Genomic DNA, 16,582 nt, shown 5'->3' on the forward strand with positions numbered 1-16,582 from the left:
AGGATGCCCGCCACCATCCAGTGCGCCCCGGTGCGCGGGGACCAGTAGACCGCCCCCCGCTGGAACCAGTTGTGCGAGCCGCCGGTGGGGGTGGCGGCCTCGTCGCTGACCGGATAGCCGAGCGGGCCGTTCTCGTAGCCCTGGCGGACCCACGAGGTGAGGATGCCGGCGACCATCCAGTGCGCGCCGGTCCCCGGCGACCAGTAGATCGCCCCCCGCTGGTACCAGCGGAACGCCCCGCTGCCGCCGGCCACCGCGGTCTCGGGCCCGGCCGGGGCGCCGAGCGGGCCGTACATGCCGCCGGACCAGGTCCAGACCTGGTCGATCAGGGTCGAGCCCCGGGGCAGCGAGCCCTCCGGGAAGGCGCGGCCGATCGCTCCGGTGAGCGAGGCCTCGACGTGCCCGGCGCCGGCGGTCGAGGGCTCCTTGCTCAGGGCCACCACGACGAAGCGCGCGTCCGGGCCCACGAACCCGCTGGTGTGGCGGTAGACGGCGCCGTTGACGCAGCACATCCAGCCCTGCTTCTGGCCGATGGTGTCCTCGCGCTGCAGCCCGTCCCGCAGGCCGAACCACTGCCAGGAGCCGTCGGTGCCCCGGGGCGTCGACCGTCGCAGCTCGGCGACGAGGAAGTCCCGGGACGCGGCGGACAGGCCGCGGCCGCCGCTGAGCAGGAGGTGGTAGTAGCGGACCATGTCGTGCGCGGTGATCAGCGTGTTGCCCCAGTAGCGGACGTTGGACGTCAGCCCCGTCTCGGCCAGGCCGTAGCGGGCGATCACCTCGCTGACGATGCCGTTGGTCCCGTAGCCGCTCCAGAACCGGTTGGCGGCGGCGTCGTCCGACGACCGCAGCATCCGGCCCATGTCGTCCAGGTCGGCCTGCGTGAGCCGGACCTGACCGAGGTCGCGCCGGTGCAGCAGGTGGTCGGCGATGAGGACCTTGACCACGGAGGCCGACTCGATGCGCTGGTGGGCCGGCGCCCCGTTGTCCGCGTACTCGCCCGTGACGCGGTCGAGGACGGCGAACCCGAGGGTGGTGCCCCGGGAGGCGGCGTAGGCGGTGCCGGCGGCGACCCGGTCGGCCAGCCCCGCGGCCCGCGCGGTACCGGCCCCGACGGCGAGGTGGGTGAGAGCCACGACGAGGACGGCGCCCAGACTGACGAGCGACCTGGCGAGCTTGCTGATGACGACCCCCTGTAGTCCGGGGGACAGTGCCACCGCGGCCACGGGTGTCGCAACTGAACGTGACCGACCAGTCACACGGTCATCAGGCACCCCACGGGTGCGGTGTCAGCGCCGCCAGAGGTCGGTGATCGCCAGGCCGCGCCGGCCCAGCTGCTCGCGCAGCGCCGCCAGGGACAGCCCGACGACGGAGGCCGGGTCGCCCTCGACCCGCCGGACGAACGGAGCGCCGAGGCCGTCGAGGGTGAACGCCCCCGCGACCGCCAGCGGCTCGCCGGTGGCGAGGTAGGCCTCGAGCTCGGCGGCCGTCGGGGTGGCGAAGTGCACGACCGTCGAGGTGACGACGACGTCGCGGGCCTCGATCGCCCCGCCGCGCACGTCGAACAGCGCCTGGCCGGTGTGCAGCACGCCCGAGCGGCCCGCCATGCGCCGCCAGCGCTCGCGGGCGTCCTGCGCGTCGGTGGGCTTGCCCATCGCCTGGCCGCGGAAATCCAGCAGCGAGTCCGCGCCCACCACCAGCGCGTCGTCCTGCCGCCGGGCGACGGCGGAGGCCTTGGCCGCGGCCAGCAGGGCGACCCGCTCGCCCACCCGCGGCGCGGTCACGGTGGTCTCGTCGACGTCGCTGACCACGACCTCGGGCGCGAGACCGGCCTGGCGCAGCAGGGCGAGGCGGGCCGGCGACGCCGACGCGAGCACCAGCCTCCGGCTCATGTGACCTCCTCGCTGGCGCTCGTCGGCCGCGTGCGCGGCTCCGCCCCCGGTCCGGATGAGCGCGCGGGCTCGCTCATGCGGACCTCCCCGAGGCGCGCCAGCCGCCGGGGCCGGGCTGCAGCGGCCGGCGGTGGGTGTCGGCGTTCGAGGCCCACGCGCCCACCGGCACCGGGCGCCGCCGCGGCCGGCGCTGCGAGAGCGCGGCCACGACGACGGTCAGCGCGGCGAGCTCCTCGTCGGTCGGCTCGCCCCGCACGACCCGCAGCAGCGGGCGCTGCGGGTCGCCGGGAGCGGACGACGGTGTCGTCGTCACAGCGGGATGTTCCCGTGCTTCTTGGGCGGCAGGGTCTGGCGCTTGTTGGCCAGCAGCCGCAGCGCGCGGGTGACCTGGATGCGGGTCGCCGACGGCAGGATCACCTGGTCGACGAAGCCGCGGTCGGCGGCGATGTAGGGGTTGGCGAGGGTGTCCTCGTACTCCGCGACCAGCTCCGCGCGGCGGGCCTCGGGGTCCTCGGCCGCGGCGAGCTCCTTGCGGTAGAGGATCCCGACGGCGCCCTGCGCCCCGACGACGGCGATCTGCGCGGTCGGCCAGGCGAGGTTGACGTCGGCGCCGAGGTGCTTGGACCCCATGACGTCGTAGGCGCCGCCGTAGGCCTTGCGCGTGATGACGGTGACCTTCGGGACCGTGGCCTCGGCGTAGGCGTAGATCAGCTTCGCGCCGCGGCGGATGATCCCCTCCCACTCCTGCGACGTCCCGGGCAGGAAGCCGGGGACGTCGACGAAGGTGAGCACCGGGACGTTGAACGCGTCGCAGGTGCGCACGAAGCGGGCGGCCTTCTCGCTGGCGTCGATGTCGAGGGTGCCGGCGAACTGGGTGGGCTGGTTGGCCACCACGCCCACCGGCCGGCCCTCGACCCGGCCGAAGCCGATCAGGATGTTCGGCGCGAACAGCGGCTGCACCTCGAGGAACTCGCCGTCGTCGAGGACGTGCTCGATGACGGTGTGCATGTCGTAGGGCGTGTTCGGCGAGTCCGGGACGAACGTGTCGAGCTCGCGGTCGGAGTCGGTCACCGCGTCGGGCAGGGTGACGTCGACCGGGGCGACCTCGACGGCCGGCAGCGGGTCGAGGTTGTTGCTCGGCAGGTAGCTCAGCAGCGCCTTGACGTACTCCAGCGCGTCGGTCTCGTCCTCGGCGAGGTAGTGCGCGACACCGGACCGCGTGTTGTGGGTGCGCGCGCCGCCGAGCTCCTCGAGCGTGACGTCCTCGCCGGTGACGGTCTTCACGACGTCGGGGCCGGTGATGAACATCTGGCTGGTCTTGTCGACCATGACGACGAAGTCGGTGAGCGCGGGGGAGTAGACGTGCCCGCCGGCCGCGGCGCCCATCACCAGCGAGATCTGCGGGACGACGCCGGAGGCGTGCACGTTGCGCCGGAAGATCTCGCCGTAGAGGCCGAGGGAGACCACGCCCTCCTGGATGCGCGCGCCGCCGCCCTCGTTGATCCCGATGACCGGGCAGCCGTTGCGGACGGCCATGTCGAGCACCTTGACGATCTTCTCGCCGTACACCTCGCCGAGGCTGCCGCCGAAGACGGTGACGTCCTGGGAGAAGACGCACACCGGGCGGCCGTCGACGGTCCCGTACCCGGTGACGACGCCGTCGCCGAAGGGGCGCCGGGCGTCCATGCCGAAGTTGCTGGAGCGGTGGCGGGCGAACTCGTCGAGCTCGGTGAACGAGCCCGGGTCCAGCAGCGCCTCGATCCGCTCGCGGGCGGTCATCTTGCCCGCGGCGTGCTGCTTGTCCACGGCACGCTGGGACCCCGCGTGCACGGCCTCCTCGACCCGCCGCTCGAAGTCCGCCAGCTTGCCGGCGGTCGTGTGGACGTCGATGTCGCCGGGGACGTGCTCGCCGGCGCTCTCCAGTTCAGCCGCACTCACGGAGCCGTAGCGTAGGGGAGTGCCCGACGCGCCCTCCGCCCGCTGGTCGGAGCTGGACCGCCCGCCGCTCGACGCCCCGGCCCTGCAGGCGGCCCTGGTCCGCGACAGCCGGCTGTGGCGCTCCCTCGAGGTCGTCGAGGAGGCCGGCTCCACCAACGCCGTCCTCGCGGCCCGAGCCGCCGACGACGGCGTGCCGGAGGGGTCGGTGCTCGTCGCCGAGCACCAGGCCGCCGGCCGCGGCCGGCTCGACCGCACCTGGACCTCGCCGCCGCGCGCCGGGCTGACCGTCTCGGTGCTGCTGCGCCCCGACGTCCCCGCCGCCCGCCGCGGATGGCTGCCGCTGCTCACCGGCGTCGCGCTGGGCGAGGCCGTCGGGGAGGTCACCGGCGTGCGCACCTCGCTCAAGTGGCCCAACGACCTGCTCGCCGTCGACGGGGCGAAGCTGGCCGGGATCCTCGCCGAGGCGGTGTCCGCCCCCGCCCACCCCGCGGTCGTCGTCGGGACCGGTCTCAACGTCACCACCCGCGCCGACGAGCTGCCGCCCACCGGGTCGTCCCTGTCGCTGGTCACCGGGAGCCCGGTGGACCGCGGGCCGGTGCTGCTGGCCTTCCTCCGCGCACTGGAGCGGCGCTACCTGGCCTGGACCGCGGCGCTCGGCGACCCCGTGTCCACCGGCCTGGCCGCCGACTACCTCGCCTGGTGCTCCACGGTGGGCGCCGAGGTGACCGTCACGCTGCCCGACGGCTCGACGCTCACCGGCACGGCCACCGGCGTCGACTGGGACGGCCGGCTGGTGGTCCGCACCGTCGAGGGCACCGTGGAGCTGGCCAGCGGAGACGTGCAGCACGTCCGGACACGCCCCGCCGGAGCCTGACGCGCGGGGCCGGCTCGGTCATCCTGGCCGGATGCCCTACCCCGACAAACTGCTCGCCGACGACGAGGAGGTCGTCGTCCACCTGCACCCGCACTGGGCGACGCTGTTCTGGCCGGTCGTCTGGCTCCTCGTCGTCGTGGGTGCCGGCTCCTACACCGCGGCGCTGGTCCCGGCCGGCCGCCAGCAGGGCGTGCTGCGGATGGCGCTGCTCGCCGTCGCGCTGCTCGTGCTCGCCGTGCTCGTCGCCCGGCCGGTGCTGCGCTGGCGGACCACCCACACCGTCGTCACCACCTCCCGGCTGCTGGTCCGCAGCGGCGTCCTGACGCGGCGCGGGCGCGACGTCCCGCTGTCGCGGATCACCGACGTGTCCTCCCGCCAGACGCTGGGCCAGCGGCTGCTGCGGTCCGGGACGCTGACCGTCGAGACCGCCGGCGAGGGGGGAGCGCTGGTGCTCGAGACCGTGCCGGACCCGAACGACCTCCAGGCGCTGCTCACCCAGGTGATGGACCACGAGGTGGACCGGCTCCCCGAGGAGGACGGCTCCCTGGCCACGTGGTGACCGGTGCGGGTGAGCCGGGCGCCTCGCGCGTGATGGCAAGTCCTGCCGAAGCGCGGCGCTCAAATCCGTCGTGGCGCAACTCAACGTAACGGAACAACCCTCATAACGTAGCGATGCGGGACGAACCAGTCCGGTGCAGCGGTCGAGTGGGGGTCCACATGAGCACGGTGACGCAGGCGGCCCAGGGGCAGCGGTCGACCGTTCGCCGCGACATCCGCGCGCTGACCGGGCTGCGGCTGGTCGCGGCCGCATGGGTCGTGCTCTTCCACTTCCGTTCCCTGCTGACGCCCTACCTCGACGAGATGCCGTTCGTCCGTCCGGTGATCGACGGGGGCTGGATCGGTGTCGAGCTCTTCTTCGTCCTCAGCGGCTTCGTCATCGCGCTGAGCTACCTCGACGAGGTGGGGCGCCGTCCCACCCCGGCCGTGGTCGGGCGGTTCCTCTGGAACCGGATCGCCCGCGTGTGGCCGGCGTGGGCCGTGGTCACCGTCGCCATGGGCGCGTGGATCTGGGTGGTCCGCGCGAGTGGGCGGGACGCCAACGTCCTGGCTCCGCACCCCGACGCGGACCTGCTGACGCTCGCCCGCCAGCTGACCATGACGCAGATGTGGGGACGCGACGACCTGCTCGCGGCCAGCTACGTGCTGCCCGGCTGGTCCATCAGCGCCGAGTGGCTCGCCTACCTGGCCTTCCCGGTCCTGGCCGTGCTCCTGCGCCCGCTGCGGCGGCTGCACCCGGTCGTCAACCTCGCCCTCGCCCACGCCGCACTGCTGCCCCTGGTGCTCGTCGCCTACCGGACGGGACCGCTGGACTGGACCCAGGACTGGGTGCTGCGGATCGCGTGCGGCTTCACCGCCGGGATCCTGCTGGCCCTCGGTGTCCGCGACCTGCGGCGCACGGACCGGGTGGAGTCCTGGGCCCACCGCGTGGCCTGGGCCGCCCCGGTGGCGGTGGTCCTCCTGTCCGTCTGGGCCCGCTGGCGCGGAGCGGGGAACCCGGCGGTCGACTTCCACGGCGTGGCGATCGTCGCGTTCCCGGCGCTCATCAGTGCCCTCGCGCTGACCGACCGGGGGCCGGCCCGGTGGCTGTCCCGCCCGGGCGTCGTCCACGGCGGCAAGGTCTCCTACTGCCTGTACCTGGTCCACTTCGTGGTCCTCGACGTCCTGCTGACCGTCGTGTGGCAGTCCCCCCAGACCCGCTTCGTGGTGTCGCCCAAGCTGCTGCTGCTGGCGCCCGTGGCGATGGCCGTGTCCTTCGGCCTGAGCGTGGGACTGCACCGCCTGGTGGAGCAGCCGTGCCAGCGCCTGCTGGTGCGCCTGCCGGAGCGGGCGACGTGGTCGCGGGCCGGGTCGGTGCCTCCGCGCCGCGTCAGCCGCCGGGTCCACGGGCTGGCGCTCGGTCACGGCGCCCGCGCCGGCCGGCCCCGGATGAGCGACGTCGCGACCGCCCGTCTCCACCTGGGGCCGGTCGTCCCGCCGAGGGACACGACGGCCGCGCGCTGACGGCGGGGGACGCCGGGCGTCGGGCCGGCGCCCGCTGCGGAGCAGGTCATCGGCCGGGTCGCCACCCGGCCGGCCGAGGTCCACCTGGCCGGTGAGGACCCGGGAGCCGGACGCACGGTGACGGCACGCCGGACGAGCCGGCCTGGACCGGTGGACGGTGCGGCCGACGGGCCGGATACGCGCTGATCGCGGCGCTGACACGGGTCGCCCGTGGCTACAGTCGGCGTTCGATGACGGTCCCGATCCCGAGCGCGGTGGTGCTGGTCGACCACGCACTGCTCCGATCGACCCGGCGGCTGCTCGGCGGCACGCCGGCGGTCCCGCTGGCGCGCGGACTGTCCCACTTCGGAGAGCACGCCCTCGGGTGGCTCGCGCTCGGCGCATGCGGCCTGCTCACCGGTCGCCGGCGCCAGGAGTGGGCCACCGGGCTGGCCGGCGTCGTCGTCGCCCACGCCTCCGGTGTCCTGGTCAAGCGGGTCGTCCGCCGGGTCCGCCCCGCGCTGGAGGACGTGCCCGCTCTCGTCGCCACACCGAGCCGGCTGTCGTTCCCCAGCGCCCACAGCTGCTCCACGGCTGCGGCCGCGGTCGGCTTCGGGCCCATGGTGGGCCGGCCGGCCATGGCCGGGGTCACCGGTCTCATGCTCGTGTCCCGGGTCCTCCTGGGCGTCCACCACCCCTCCGACGTCGTCACCGGTGCGGTGCTCGGCGCCGGGACCGCCGGACTGGTCCGCCGTTACGGGACCCTGTCTCCGGCCAGGAGGGCATGACGGTGCCCGACGCCGCCCGCGGATGGAGCCGGGAGGAGCCGACGGTGGTCGTCAGCGTCCCCTTCCGGGTCGTTCCCGTGCCACCCCCGCCCGTCCCCGTCCTCCCCGCGCGCCCGGCGGGTCGGCGTGGATCGGCGGCGTGGGGTCTCGTGCGGGCGGTACGTCCTCGGCAGTGGATCAAGAACCTGCTGGTCCTGGCTGCCCCACTGGCCGCCGGGAGGATCCTGGACCCGGAGGTCCTCGGCCCCACCGCGGTCGCCTTCGTCCTGTTCTGCCTGGCATCCGCGGCCGTCTACCTGGTCAACGACTCGATCGACCTCGACGAGGACCGGCGGCACCCGCGCAAGCGGCTCCGCCCGATCGCCGCCGGGATCGTGCCGCGCCCGCTCGCGATCGGCGTGGCCGCGGCGCTGTTCGCCGTCGCGTTGACCGCCGGTGCGCTGCTCACCCGCCCCGCCCTCGCGTGGGTGCTCGCGGTCTACGTCGCCATCCAGCTGGCGTACTGCACGTTCCTGAAGAACCAGCCGGTCCTCGACCTGGCGGTCGTCGCCTCCGGCTTCCTGCTCCGGGGGATCGCCGGCGGGGTGGCGGCCGGCCTGTCCATCTCGCAGTGGTTCCTCCTCGTCGCCGCCTTCGGCTCCCTGTTCATGGTGGCGGGCAAGCGCTACTCGGAGCTGGTCCTGGTCGGCGACGGTGCCGAGACCCGGAAGACGCTGCGGGAGTACTCGGCGAGCTACCTGCGCTTCGTGTGGAGCCTGTCGGCGGGTGTCACGTGCACCGTCTACAGCCTGTGGGCGTTCGAGATGGTGGAGTCCCAGCCGGGGATCCCGTGGGCGACCATCTCCATCGGCCCGTTCGTCCTCGCGATCCTCCGGTACGCGGTGGACGTCGACAGGGGCACCGCGGGCGCCCCGGAGGAGATCGTCCTGCGCGACAAGGTCCTGCTCGTCCTGGGGCTCACCTGGGCACTGACCGTCGGACTGGGAGTCCTCGGTGGCTGACCCCGGGACTGCCGCGCGGCCCGTGCCGCTGCACGGATGGGGACGCACCGCCGCGACGCCGGCGCTGCTGACGCCGGTGCACGACGACGAGGGCGCACTCGCCCTGCTGGCCGGCCGTACGCCCCGTGGCCTGCTCGCGCGCGGGCTGGCCAGGAGCTACGGCGACGCCGCCCAGAACGCCGGGGGCGGCGTCCTGGACATGACCGCCTCCGACCGCGTGCTGGCCGTCGACCTCGCGGCGGGCGAGGTCGAGGTCGAGGCCGGGATCTCGCTGGACCGGCTGATGACCCTGTTCGTACCGATGGGCCTCTTCGTCCCGGTGACCGCCGGCACCCGGTACGTCACCGTCGGCGGGGCCATCGCCGCGGACATCCACGGCAAGAACCACCACGTCGCGGGGAGCTTCGCCCAGCACGTCCGGTGGCTGGACCTGCTCACGGCCGACGGCCGGGTGCGCCGCGTCGGCCCCGAGCGGGACGCGGACCTGTTCTGGGCCACCGCGGGCGGCATGGGCCTGACGGGGGTGATCCTGCGCGCCCGGGTCCGGATGAAGCCGATCGAGTCGTCGCAGGTCCTGGTCGACACCGACCGGACACCGGACCTCGACTCGCTGATGACGCTGCTGTCGGAGACCGACCACCTCTACGACTACTCGGTGGCGTGGATCGACTGCGTCGCCACGGGCCGCCGCATGGGGCGCTCGGTGCTCACCCGGGGGCGGTTCGCCGCCCGTGACGAGCTCCCGGCCGGCAAGCGGACCGACCCCCTGCGCTACTCCGGTCCGGTCCGGCTCTCGGTCCCGGACGTGTTCCCGCCGGGGGTGCTCAACGTCGCGACCGTCACGGCGTTCAACGAGCTGTGGTACCGCACGTCACCGAGGCGGAGGAGGGGCCAGCTGCAGGGGATCCCGGCCTTCTTCCACCCGCTCGACGGCGTCGGTCACTGGAACCGCGTCTACGGCCCCCGGGGCTTCGTGCAGTACCAGTTCACCGTCCCGTTCGGTCAGGAGGAGGCGATGCGCGAGGCGCTGCGGCGGATCAGCCACTCCGGCCACGCGTCCTTCCTCGCGGTCCTCAAGCGCTTCGGGGCGGGCAACCCGGGGATGCTGTCCTATCCCTCACCCGGGTGGACGCTCGCCCTGGACATCCCGGTCGTCACGGGCCTCGCCACGCTGCTCGACCGGCTCGACGAGCTGGTCCTGGGCGCCGGAGGGCGCATCTACCTGGCCAAGGACTCCCGCCTGCGACGGGAGACGTTCGAGCAGATGTACCCGCGGCTCGAGGACTTCCGGGCGGTCCGCAGACGGGTGGACCCCGACGGTGTCTTCACCTCGGACCTGGCCAGGAGGCTCTCGCTGTGATCGATGCGCTCGGGTCGGTCGGCTCGCTGCTGCTGGTCGGCGGCACCTCCGACATCGCGGTGGCCACCGCCCACCGGTACCTGCGGGAGCGTCCCCTGCGCGTCGTGGTGGCCGCCCGGGACACCCCGCGCCGCGCCGCCGTGGCGGCGGAGCTGCGATCGGCCGGTGCTGCCGTGGAGGTCGTCGACTTCGACGCCGACGACCCGGGCTCGCCGGCACGGATGGTGACCGCGGCGGCGGCAGGTGGGGACGTCGACGTCGCACTGGTCGCCTTCGGCCAGCTGGGGGACGCCGACCGGCTGCGCGCCGACTCCGGGGCGGTCGCCGCGCTGGCGCAGGTCAACTTCGTGGCTCCCACCGTGGTGGGCACGGAACTGGCCGGCCTGATGCGCTCCCAGGGGCACGGCGTCATCGTCGCGCTGTCGTCGGTGGCCGGTGAGCGGCCGCGTGCCTCGAACTTCGTCTACGGGTCCACGAAGGCGGGACTCGACGCGTTCTTCAGCGGCCTGGCCGACTCCGTCGTCGGCACGGGTGTCTCCGTGCTGGTGGTCCGGCCCGGTTTCGTGCGCACCAAGATGACGGAGGGCATGACCGCCGCACCGCTGGCGACCACGCCCGACGCGGTCGCCGAGGCCATCGTCTCCGGGATCCGCAGGGGCCGGCACACGGTGTGGGTCCCGGGAGCCATGCGCTGGGTCATGAGCGCCCTGCGGCACACCCCGCGCGCCGTCTTCCGGCGCCTGCCGGTCTGATCCCCGGCGGGGATCCGGGGCGGGACCCTCACCGGCCCGTCCGCCACGCGCCGGTCCTCCGGGCGAGCGTGGGGACGCCGGCCAGCACCGCACCCGCCAGCGACAGCGCCGTGACGTCGAGCAGGTAGGCGGCCAGCCAGGTGTGCTTGGCGACCTCGAAGTAGCCGTCCCCCAGGACGGCGACCGCGGCAACCCCGAGTGCCGTCGAGGCCGCCAGTCCCGCCGTCCGGGCCAGCGCACGCGCGCCCTCCGGCCGGATCCGCACGGAGGCCAGACCTGCGGCGATCCCCAGCGCCGTGAGCAGGGAGGGCCACCACGGCAGTCGCATCCCGCCCAGCCAGCCGCGCAGGTTCCCGGCGGTCGCACCCTGCTCTCCCACGGGAGCGACCGCGGTGGGCCGGGGTGTGTCCTCCGTCCAGCGCTCCCTCGGCAGGTAGTCGAGGTCCCTGCCCTGGGTGGACTGCAGGGCGACGCCGACGGCGCGCAGGAGCGCCGCCGGGTGGGTGGCCAGCGTCTTCCAGGCGGCGGTCCTGATCCCGTCCGGATCAGCGGCGACCACGTCCGCGCCCGGCACCCCCGCGGGTCCGTCGGGGTAGTAGGACCGGCCCGCCCCGGACGACGCGGCGGGGGGCAGACCCACCATCGCCGCCGCCTCGGGCCCCACCTCGGGCAGCAGCAGGGTGTAGACGAGGTTGTGGGTGTTCACCCCTGCGTAGTTGCGGGCCTGCCACTGTTGGGCGGCTCCGACCGGCAGCACCGCCGCACCCACGACGGCGACGGCCACCGCGGGGCCGATGACGTGTCGCGACCACCGGCGGCCGCCGCGGGTGGTGACGGCGGTGGCCGCGCAGACCAGGACCGCGACCAGCATGACCGGCGCGTACGCCGTCTTGGCCGTCGCGGCCAGCAGGCCGCCCCCGGCGACGAGGAGCAGGGCAGCGCCCCGGGCGGCACGGTGCGACGGGCCGGTGCCCGTGATGGCCGCCGCGCCGACGCACAGTGCGTACGTACCGAGGAGGCCGGCCGGCTCGCCGTAGGTGGACAGGAAGAACCGGGAGAAGTCCGGGCCGGCGAGCGGGACGAGGGCGGGCACGACCAGCAGTGCCCGCCCGACCCCGGCGGCGGTGGCCGCCCAGACGCCGAGGGCGGTGACGGCGGCCACTGCCAGGAGGTAGAGCCAGCCCAGCCGGGTGAGCGACCACGGGCCGGCGGATCCGCCGACCGCGGCCCCGAGCAGGACGCCGGCCGAAGACGGAGCGGGATCGGCACACGGAGCCGCGCCCGAGGTGAAGTCGAGGACGACACCACCCATCCAGTTCGCCTCCTCCGTGGGCGTGGCCGGGATCAGTCCGGCGCCGCAGAAGAGGCGGATCCCGTCGCCGTTGTCGGCCGCCCCCGAGGGCCGGCCGGTGAGGAGCCCGGTGGCGAGGCCGACGACCAGGGCGGCCAGGACGGCCGCGACCAGCGAGACGGCGAGCCGGGACCACCGGGGCGGGCGGTGGCGACCGCGGTCCTGGACCGCTCCCTCGGTTCGCGTCGTGGTGACCCTCCTCCCGGCCGACCGTGTCGACGCCCTCGTTCCCCCGGATCGGCGAGCGCTTCGCCTGCCTGCCCGACGTGGGTCACGATGTCCGGCTGCAGGGTCAATCCACAGCACGGCGGCGTCCGACGCAAGGGCGGTCACGCCCCGGCCGGCCGTGACCGGACCTGACCGGACCGGAGTCGGGCGTTCCGCGCGTTCCGCGCGTTCGGGGGAGCAGTGTCGGCGAGCCGACCTACCCTCCCCTCCATGCGGCTGCTGCACACCTCCGACTGGCACATCGGGCGGTCCCTCCACGGCGCGGACCTGCTCGGTGAGCAGGAGGCGGTGCTGTCCGGCCTGGCCGGCGTCGTGGTCGCGGAGGGCGTCGACGCCGTCGTGGTGGCCGGTGACGTGTACGACCGGGCGGTGCCGTCGGCCGACGCGCAGGCCGTCCTCGACCGGGTGGTCGGCCGCCTGGTCGGCGCCGGGGCCACGGTCGTGCTCACCCCCGGCAACCACGACTCGGCGCGGCGGCTGGGCACGTTCTCCTCGCTGCTGACCAAGGCGGGGCTGCACGTCCGGGCGGAGACCGGGCGCCTGGACGAGCCGGTGCTGCTGGCCGACGCGCACGGCGAGGTGGCGGTCTACGGGCTGCCCTACCTGGAGCCGGAGATCGCCCGCCACGAGCTGGGTTCGGGTGGGCGGGGCGACGACACGGCGCGCAGCCACGAGGCCGTGCTGCGCGCGGCCATGGACCGGGTGCGCGCCGACCTGTTCCTCCGGCCGGGCGTCCGCTCGGTGGTGATGGCGCACGCCTTCGTCGGCGGCGGCGTGGCCAGCGACAGCGAGCGCGACATCTGCGTCGGCGGGGTCGACGTGGTGCCCGCGTCGGTGTTCGACGGGGTCGACTACGTGGCGCTGGGCCACCTGCACCGCCCGCAGACGCTGTCGGACCGGATGCGCTACAGCGGCTCGCCGCTGGGGTACTCCTTCGGCGAGGCCGGTCAGGACAAGCAGGTGTGGCTGGTCGACCTCGACGTCGGCGGGCTGGCCGGGGTCCGGTCCGTGCCGCTGCCCGCGCCGCGCCCGCTGACCGTGCTCACCGGTGCGCTCGACGACCTGCTCGCCGACCCGGCCCACACCGCCGCCGAGGAGGCATGGGTGTCCGCTCGGCTCACCGACCCGGTCCGCCCGGCGGACCCGATGCGCGCGCTGCGCGGCCGGTTCGCGCACTGCGTCCACCTGGAGTGGATCGGGGGCAGCGGCGGCGGGGACGGCCGCAGCTACCAGGAGCGGCTGCGCGGCCGCGACGACCTCGACGTCGTCGGCGAGTTCGTCAGCCACGTCCGCGGCGGCGTCGGGACCACCGCCGCCGAGCGCGACCTGCTGGCCCGGGCGCTCGGCGCGGCGGCCCGCGAGGAGCTCGCCCGGTGAGGCTGCACACCCTCACGCTGACCGCCTTCGGCCCCTTCGCCGGCACCGAGGTCGTCCGGGTCGACGACGTCGCCCGCGACGGGCTGTTCCTGCTCTGGGGTCCCACCGGGGCGGGCAAGACGACGCTGCTCGACGCGGTGGTGTTCGCCCTCTACGGCACGGTCCCGGGTGCCCGCGGCGAGGCCCGCCGGCTGCGCAGCGACCACGCCGACGCCGCCACCCGCACCGAGGTGTCCTGCGAGCTCACCCTGGCCGGCGAGCGGCTGCTGGTGGTCCGCCGTCCCGAGCAGACCCGCCCGAAGAAGCGTGGCGCCGGGGAGACCACCGAGCAGGCGAAGCTGACGGTGCAGCGCCGGACCGCCGAGGGGTGGCAGCCGGTGAGCACCCGCATCGACGAGGGCTCGGAGTACCTGCGGATCCGCCTGGGACTGTCGGCCGAGCAGTTCTGCCAGGTGGTGCTGCTGCCGCAGGGGGACTTCGCCCGGTTCCTGCGCGCGGAGCCCGAGGAGCGCGGCCGGCTGCTGCGCACGCTCTTCGACGTCGACCGCTTCGCCCGCGCCGAGGAGTGGCTCGCCGGCGAGCGGCGGGCCGCCGAGGAGGAGCTGCGGGCCGACCGGCACCGGGTCAGCACGCTGCTGCACCGCGTCGCCCAGATCGCCGACGTCGAGGTGCCCGAGGAGCTCGCCCCCGAGCTGGTCGGCGCCCGCCCCGGGGCTTCGGTCGGCACGTGGGTACGCGAGGTCCGGACCCGCGCGGCCGAGCGGCTGACCCGCGCCCGGGCCGAGGCGGACGAGGCGGCCGCCGCCGGCGCGCGGGTCGATGCCGAGCTGACCGCCGCCCGGGCGCTGGCCGACCGGCACACCCGCCGCGACCGCGCCCGCGCCGAGCTCGAGCGGCTCACCGCCCGCGAGCCGGAGCTGGCGCCGTTGCGGGCGCGCGCCGACGCCGGCCGCCGCGCGGAGGTCCTGCGCGACGTGCTGGAGGCCGCCGGTCGCGCGGCCCGGGCCGCCGAGCGCGCCGCTGCCGACCGGGCGGCCGCCGGGGCCGCGTGGGCGGCGGTCGCCGGCGGCCGCCCGGCCGGTCCCGCGCCGGCCCGGGAGCTGCGCGACGCCGCCGCCGCGGCCCGCGCCCTGCTGCCCGAGGCCGACCGCGCCGCGGACCTGGCCGCCGAGGCCGGGCGTCTCGCCCGGGAGGACGCCCGGCTGGCCACCCGCGTCGCCGAGGGGACCCGCGCCGTCGAGGAGGAGCCGGCCCGCGTCGCCGCGGCGCAGGAGCGGCTCGACGCCGCCCTGGCCGCGCAGGCGCGCCTGCCCGGTCTCACCGCCGCCGAGCAGGCCGCCCGCGCCGCGCTCGGGGCGGCCACCGCCGCCGCCGCGGTCACCGGCCGGCTCGACCGGGCCCGCGCCGCGGCCGACGCCGCCCGCCTGGCCTGGCTCGAGGCACGGGAGCGGCTGGTCGAGGTACGCACCGCCCGGCTCGAGGGGATGGCCGCCGAGCTGGCCGCCGGGCTCACCGAGGGCGCCGACTGCCCGGTGTGCGGTTCGGCCGAGCACCCGCGCCCGGCGGTGCCGGCCGGCGCCGCGGTCACCGCCGACGACGAGGAGCGCGCCCGCGCCGCCGTCGACGCCGCCGACGAGCGGCGCACCGCGGCCGGCGCGGCGGTCGAGGAGCTCGGCCGGGAGCTCGCCGTGCTGCGCGCGCGGGCCGGCGACCTGCCCGACGCCGAGCTGGCCGGCCGGGCGGCCGCCGCCGCGGCGGAGCTGGGCGAGGTGGCGGCCCTCGCGCGCGGGGTGGAGCCCGCCCGCCGCGACCTCGCCGCGGCCGTGCAGCGGCGCGACGCCGCCACCACCGCCCTGGCCGCCGACCGGGAGGCGCTGCAGCGCGTCACCGCCGAGCACGCCGCCCGCGCCGGGGCGCACGCGGAGCTGGCCGCGCGTCTCGACGCCGCCCGGGGCGGGGACCGCGACCTGCCGGCCCGCATCGCCCGCCTGACCGCCGAAGCCGGCCGCTGCGAGGCCGCGGTCGCCGCCGCCGACGAGGAGCGCCGGGCGCTCGCGGCCGCCGACGAGGCCCGGGTCACCGCGGGGAAGCGGGCTGCCGAGGCGGGCTTCCCCGACGTCCTGGACGCGGCGGCCGCCCTGTTGGAGGACGGCGAGCTGGCCGCGCTGGACCGGCGGCTGCGCGCGCACGACGAGGCCCGCTCCGTCCTGGTCGCCACCCTCGCCGACCCCGAGCTCGCCGACCTGGGCGAGCGTCCCGACGTGGAGGCGGAGCAGCGGCGGTGCGCCGAGCTGACCGCCCGCCGCGAGGAGGCGGTGACCGCCCTCGACCAGGCCCGCCGCTGCGCCGGCGCGCTGGACGCGCTCGCCGGCGACGTCGTCTCCGCCGAGGTGGAGCTGTCCGAGCGGCGTGCCCGCGCCGAGCAGGTCTCCGGCCTGGCCGACCTCGTCGGCGGCCGCGGCGCCAACACGCTCAAGATGCGGCTGCAGTCCTTCGTGCTCGCCGCGCGGCTCGAGCAGGTGGCCGAGGTGGCCAGCCGGCGACTGCAGGAGATGTCCCGCGGGCGCTACACGTTCCTGCACAGCGACGCGATGGGCCGCCACGGCGCCCGCGGCGGCCTGGGCCTCGACGTCCTCGACGAGTACACCGGCGTGCGGCGGCCGACCAAGACCCTGTCCGGCGGCGAGAGCTTCATGGCCTCCCTCGCCCTGGCGCTCGGGCTGGCCGACGTCGTCACCGCCGAGGCCGGCGGGGTGCAGATGGACACCCTCTTCGTCGACGAGGGCTTCGGCACCCTCGACGCCCAGGCCCTGGACGCGGTCATGGGCGTGCTCGACGAGCTGCGCCGCGGCGGACGGACCGTCGGCGTGATCAGCCACCTCGAGGAGCTGCGCACCCGCATCCCCACCCGGCTGGAGGTCGTCGCCGGACGGTCGGGGTCCCGGCTGGCCGGCTGAGGCAGCGGCACGGGCCGCGCGTCGACC

Annotated in this window: 14 protein-coding genes; 9 read left to right on the forward strand and 5 right to left on the reverse strand. The window is 75.8% G+C overall.

All coding sequences use genetic code 11. From position 1 onward, the window contains the following. The 4 genes from HLV61_RS05550 to HLV61_RS05565 form a co-directional block, all read right to left on the reverse strand. Positions 1 to 1,133 (reverse strand): serine hydrolase (locus HLV61_RS05550; protein ID WP_369253396.1); only part of this gene is annotated, 1,133 nt, incomplete at its 3' end. A gap of 153 nt (positions 1,134 to 1,286) precedes the next feature. Continuing rightward, the gene (locus HLV61_RS05555; protein WP_369253397.1) at positions 1,287 to 1,889 is read right to left on the reverse strand and encodes a Maf family protein; all 603 of its coding nucleotides are present in this window, start codon (positions 1,887 to 1,889) and stop codon (positions 1,287 to 1,289) included. A 73-nt stretch (positions 1,890 to 1,962) separates the two neighbouring features. Next, a complete protein-coding gene (locus HLV61_RS05560; protein ID WP_369253398.1) occupies positions 1,963 to 2,202 on the reverse strand; it encodes an acyl-CoA carboxylase subunit epsilon in 240 nt (79 codons plus the stop codon). Next, complete coding sequence (locus tag HLV61_RS05565) at positions 2,199 to 3,827, reverse strand: acyl-CoA carboxylase subunit beta (protein WP_369253399.1); 1,629 nt, start codon at positions 3,825 to 3,827, stop codon at positions 2,199 to 2,201. The genes HLV61_RS05560 and HLV61_RS05565 overlap by 4 nt, the downstream gene beginning before the upstream one ends. Before the next feature lie 19 nt (positions 3,828 to 3,846). Here HLV61_RS05565 and HLV61_RS05570 point away from each other — a divergent pair, with 19 nt between their 5' ends. The 7 genes from HLV61_RS05570 (at position 3,847) to HLV61_RS05600 (ending at position 10,642) form a co-directional block, all read left to right on the forward strand. Continuing rightward, positions 3,847 to 4,701 (forward strand): biotin--[acetyl-CoA-carboxylase] ligase, encoded by an 855-nt coding sequence (locus HLV61_RS05570; RefSeq protein ID WP_369253400.1) that lies wholly within the window; start codon positions 3,847 to 3,849, stop codon positions 4,699 to 4,701. 31 nt (positions 4,702 to 4,732) lie between these two features. Beyond that, positions 4,733 to 5,260, forward strand: a complete 528-nt coding sequence (locus HLV61_RS05575; protein WP_369253401.1) for a PH domain-containing protein — start codon at positions 4,733 to 4,735, stop codon at positions 5,258 to 5,260. A 158-nt stretch (positions 5,261 to 5,418) separates the two neighbouring features. After that, positions 5,419 to 6,762 carry an acyltransferase family protein gene (locus tag HLV61_RS05580; protein WP_369253402.1) on the forward strand — a complete coding sequence of 448 codons (1,344 nt, stop codon included), beginning with the start codon at positions 5,419 to 5,421 and terminating at the stop codon, positions 6,760 to 6,762. Positions 6,763 to 6,992: 230 nt separating this feature from the next. Next, positions 6,993 to 7,529, forward strand: coding sequence for a phosphatase PAP2 family protein (locus tag HLV61_RS05585; protein ID WP_369253403.1), 537 nt, complete (start codon positions 6,993 to 6,995; stop codon positions 7,527 to 7,529). Continuing rightward, positions 7,526 to 8,530 (forward strand): decaprenyl-phosphate phosphoribosyltransferase, encoded by a 1,005-nt coding sequence (locus HLV61_RS05590; RefSeq protein ID WP_369253404.1) that lies wholly within the window; start codon positions 7,526 to 7,528, stop codon positions 8,528 to 8,530. Before HLV61_RS05585 ends, HLV61_RS05590 begins: the two co-directional genes overlap by 4 nt. Further along, complete coding sequence (locus HLV61_RS05595; protein ID WP_369253405.1) at positions 8,523 to 9,890, forward strand: FAD-binding protein; 1,368 nt, start codon at positions 8,523 to 8,525, stop codon at positions 9,888 to 9,890. The genes HLV61_RS05590 and HLV61_RS05595 overlap by 8 nt, the downstream gene beginning before the upstream one ends. Then, complete coding sequence (locus HLV61_RS05600) at positions 9,887 to 10,642, forward strand: decaprenylphospho-beta-D-erythro-pentofuranosid-2-ulose 2-reductase (RefSeq protein WP_369253406.1); 756 nt, start codon at positions 9,887 to 9,889, stop codon at positions 10,640 to 10,642. The genes HLV61_RS05595 and HLV61_RS05600 overlap by 4 nt, the downstream gene beginning before the upstream one ends. A gap of 28 nt (positions 10,643 to 10,670) precedes the next feature. Here the strand turns inward: HLV61_RS05600 and wsfD are convergent, their stop codons facing one another. Then, complete coding sequence (wsfD, locus tag HLV61_RS05605) at positions 10,671 to 12,479, reverse strand: glycan biosynthesis hexose transferase WsfD (protein WP_440284469.1); 1,809 nt, start codon at positions 12,477 to 12,479, stop codon at positions 10,671 to 10,673. Here wsfD and HLV61_RS05610 point away from each other — a divergent pair. Together HLV61_RS05610 and HLV61_RS05615 are read left to right on the forward strand one after the other, a co-directional pair. Then, complete coding sequence (locus tag HLV61_RS05610) at positions 12,432 to 13,598, forward strand: exonuclease SbcCD subunit D (protein ID WP_369253408.1); 1,167 nt, start codon at positions 12,432 to 12,434, stop codon at positions 13,596 to 13,598. The genes wsfD and HLV61_RS05610 overlap by 48 nt on opposite strands. Then, positions 13,595 to 16,555 carry an AAA family ATPase gene (locus HLV61_RS05615; RefSeq protein ID WP_369253409.1) on the forward strand — a complete coding sequence of 987 codons (2,961 nt, stop codon included), beginning with the start codon at positions 13,595 to 13,597 and terminating at the stop codon, positions 16,553 to 16,555. The genes HLV61_RS05610 and HLV61_RS05615 overlap by 4 nt, the downstream gene beginning before the upstream one ends. Positions 16,556 to 16,582 lie beyond the last annotated feature (27 nt).

This window comes from Geodermatophilus amargosae (assembly GCF_041028265.1).
Taxonomy (GTDB): Bacteria; Actinomycetota; Actinomycetes; order Mycobacteriales; family Geodermatophilaceae; genus Geodermatophilus; species Geodermatophilus amargosae_A.